Origin of the sequence: Alteromonas sp. AO-Serp (assembly GCF_017849675.1) — a bacterium.
Lineage (GTDB): Bacteria > Pseudomonadota > Gammaproteobacteria > Enterobacterales > Alteromonadaceae > Alteromonas > Alteromonas macleodii.
On sequence record NZ_JAFLMX010000319.1, the window covers coordinates 1 to 2,942 of the forward strand.

Below are 2,942 nucleotides of genomic sequence, written 5' to 3' on the forward strand. Positions count from 1 at the left end.
AATGAAAGAAATCACACTAGGTGACATCAGAAAGCAGCACAGAGTTAAACAGGAAGTAGTAGCAATTGCGTTATCGGTCACAGCTTCTGGTGTAAGTAAGTTGGAATCAAAACGTATTCAGGACGTTTCACTTCAACGTGCGGCTGCATATTTAGCTGCGGTTGGCGGGAACATGAAAATTGAAGTAACTATGCCTGATGGCGCTACTTTACAAGTAGGGTAGTAGGGCGTGTTAATTTGTTGCTGCATAAATGCACAGCAAGGAACGACAAATCCTAGTTTTAATACCAGTCCTTATAGATTATTACCCACTCAGCGAGACTTAAAATGTTCGTAATCGCGGCGTGTTAACGCAGGTGAAAATATGGCTAATCCAACCACTGCTGGGTTGGACTTGCCATGTTATTGATTACTTTTTATTACAAGTTCGCACTACGTTTCCTAGTGATAGTATGCCGCGCTATTTTCTCTAAAGCGGCGTGACGTAGCAAAGGTGTGTAGCCATTCGTTAAAGGAAATACCTCGCGCACTCTGCTCATGATAAAATGGGCTAGGTGAGGATACTGGGAAGGCATTATCTTCACAAAAATCGTTTAGCACCATGTGGCAGGTGCCTTCACCAAGGTAAAATTGATAATTCCAAGTGAAAGCTGACAGCGCATGAAGTGACGCATTAGCCTGAAGCTGCCAGCCAAGTATGTAGCCTAAATCAGATTCTGTTACACCCCATGTCGTTGGGTCTAAATTACCTCTAGAGACCTGATCAGAGATTTTAGAAAACTGAATTTGAACAATGTCGGTTCCTGTTGAATATTGCGCAAAACGGTTCCAAGGGTACTGATAAGCTAATCGCAGCATCACCTGCTTATTGAGCGTTAGATGGTTAAAATTGCCAATCAGTGATTGGAAATTACGTGGTAGTGTATCTTCTATCCCCCATGGCCCTTGATAGTTTAGGACTGTTTGCGTAAAGCCTCGGGATATAACACCAAGCGACGCATCAGCGAAGAGGGCAACCTTTGTGCGACCAAACAGCGATTGGAAGTAGGGGAAGTTGAACGTTGCACCATAACCGCCCGCACTGCTTCCACTGAGTAGAACTTTGTTGGGTGATAAATCATCGTTGTTCAGTTTTTCTTTAATCCACTGCATAACAACTAGCGCGTTGTCGTGACCACGGTGCTTTAAAGTAACTTCGGCACCAGGTAGACCTGTAACGATACCAAGCTCGTCAACGTACTGCGTGTCTTTTGAGCCTAAGTGTAGGTCGCCAGTACAGTAGGGAATGAAAACTTTTGACCAAGTTTGAAAAGGGTTCTCTTGTGTATCTTCAAATATTCCGCCTGAAATAAATGGCGTATTTTCGATTACGGCTGATGGGTTATATGCGGCTCGCGACATCGGGTTGTCGTCAAACTCAAGCTGCATTGACGCTAAGCAAGTGGCACTGTCCCAGCAGGCGCCGCCACCATTGAAGTAGATAAGTAGGTTATCACTTTCTCCTTGTTCGAAATAAAACGAGAATGGGTTGGGTGCTAACCCCTCTGGTCCCGGTAAAGCGGGAAGAGAACATGATGGGTACACGGTTTTTTCACCGCCGCCAGGTACTGATACCACCACCTCATTTTCAGGAGTGATTTGCTCCCATTGTGCAAAGGCATTATGGGCACAGAAACTCAGTGCCATTACAGCAAAATAGCGAAAACGTTTAGCGTAAGAATGCATAAACAATTCCTTTTGACATAGATAAACATGGTTTGAATAGTAAGTTTGATTCGGCTGTTATGAGAAAATTGAACTTCCTGAAACTTTCTCAATCGATCTCATTAGCGCGTAACTACGACAATTCATAGCGAGCGCTATACATTCATGATCGTGAATTGCGCCACGAACTGTGGCTATAGCCTACGCACTAGGTTATAGCATTTATCCACTCTGTCTAGCGTTGATGTGGCGTTTTAAAGCATTGAATAAACATATTTTTACGACTAATCGCTTTAACTAAAATACTTCTGGGTTAAAATATAGCTAAATCGATTACAAGGAGTCTTACATGGCCGTTCACGAAATTACCCACCCGCTTATTGCGCACAAACTAGGGCTTATGCGATACGCTAAAATTAGCAGCAAAGACTTTCGCGAGCTTGCCTCTGAAGTAGGGAACCTTCTGACTTATGAAGCAACGCGAACACTGCCTACTGAAAGAGCGACGATTAAAAGTTGGTCGGGCGATGAGGTAGAAGTAAGACAAATTAAAGGCAAAAAAATTACTGTCGTTCCTATTCTTCGTGCAGGCCTAGGTATGCTTGAAGGGGTACTTGAACTAATTCCAAATGCGAAGATTAGCGTAGTGGGTCTGTACCGTGATGAAGATACGCTTCAGCCGGTCGCCTACTTTGATAAAGTGGTTAAAAATATTGATGAACGTACTGCACTAATTGTTGACCCGATGCTAGCCACTGGCGGTACTTTGATTGCAACAATCGACCTTTTGAAAAAGAAAGGCTGTCGAAAAATAATGGGGCTATTCCTTGTAGCAGCGCCTGAAGGCATTAAGGCCGTTGTTGAAGCCCATCCAGATGTGGATATTTTTACTGCAGCTATCGACGATAGATTGAATGAAAAAGGCTATATTCTTCCAGGCTTAGGCGATGCTGGAGACAAGATTTTTGGCACGCGATAACCCGCCAGATTTCTAAAATTTAAGCTGTTGAGCAATTTGTTACACAACTTATCGAATCTGCACCAAATTTCACGCGTTAAACGTTTAAGTTAGTGATATAGTCAAAGGGTAGTCATAGCGTACGCTTACTACCCTTTTTTCTTGTTGATTCAGGGTAGTTAGTTTCGTGAAAAGAGCTAAAAACAATGAATAAAACAAAACTAACCCTAAAAGATGTGGCTGAACAGTTGGGCGTATCAACGGCAACCATTTCAAATGC

At 43.1% G+C, this 2,942-nt stretch carries 3 protein-coding genes; 2 read left to right on the forward strand and 1 reads right to left on the reverse strand.

Annotated features, from left to right (window positions below; translation table 11 throughout):
* On the forward strand, positions 1–223 hold a 223-nt coding region (locus QVA83_RS20055; RefSeq protein WP_287498874.1), incomplete at its 5' end, for a helix-turn-helix domain-containing protein.
* Between the two features lie 218 nt (positions 224–441).
* On the opposite strand, the gene QVA83_RS20060 is transcribed toward QVA83_RS20055, so the two are convergent.
* Complete coding sequence (locus tag QVA83_RS20060) at positions 442–1,725, reverse strand: pectin acetylesterase-family hydrolase (RefSeq protein ID WP_156086702.1); 1,284 nt, start codon at positions 1,723–1,725, stop codon at positions 442–444.
* Positions 1,726–2,053: 328 nt separating this feature from the next.
* Here QVA83_RS20060 and upp point away from each other — a divergent pair, with 328 nt between their 5' ends.
* The gene (upp, locus tag QVA83_RS20065) at positions 2,054–2,683 is read left to right on the forward strand and encodes a uracil phosphoribosyltransferase (protein WP_156086701.1); all 630 of its coding nucleotides are present in this window, start codon (positions 2,054–2,056) and stop codon (positions 2,681–2,683) included.
* Positions 2,684–2,942: the final 259 nt, after the last annotated feature.

Bases quoted from the DNA above. Each gene is read 5' to 3' on its own strand.
- QVA83_RS20060 (WP_156086702.1), bottom strand. From the start codon at position 1,725: ATGCATTCTTACGCTAAACGTTTTCGCTATTTTGCTGTAATGGCACTG.
- upp (WP_156086701.1), top strand. From the start codon at position 2,054: ATGGCCGTTCACGAAATTACCCACCCGCTTATTGCGCACAAACTAGGG.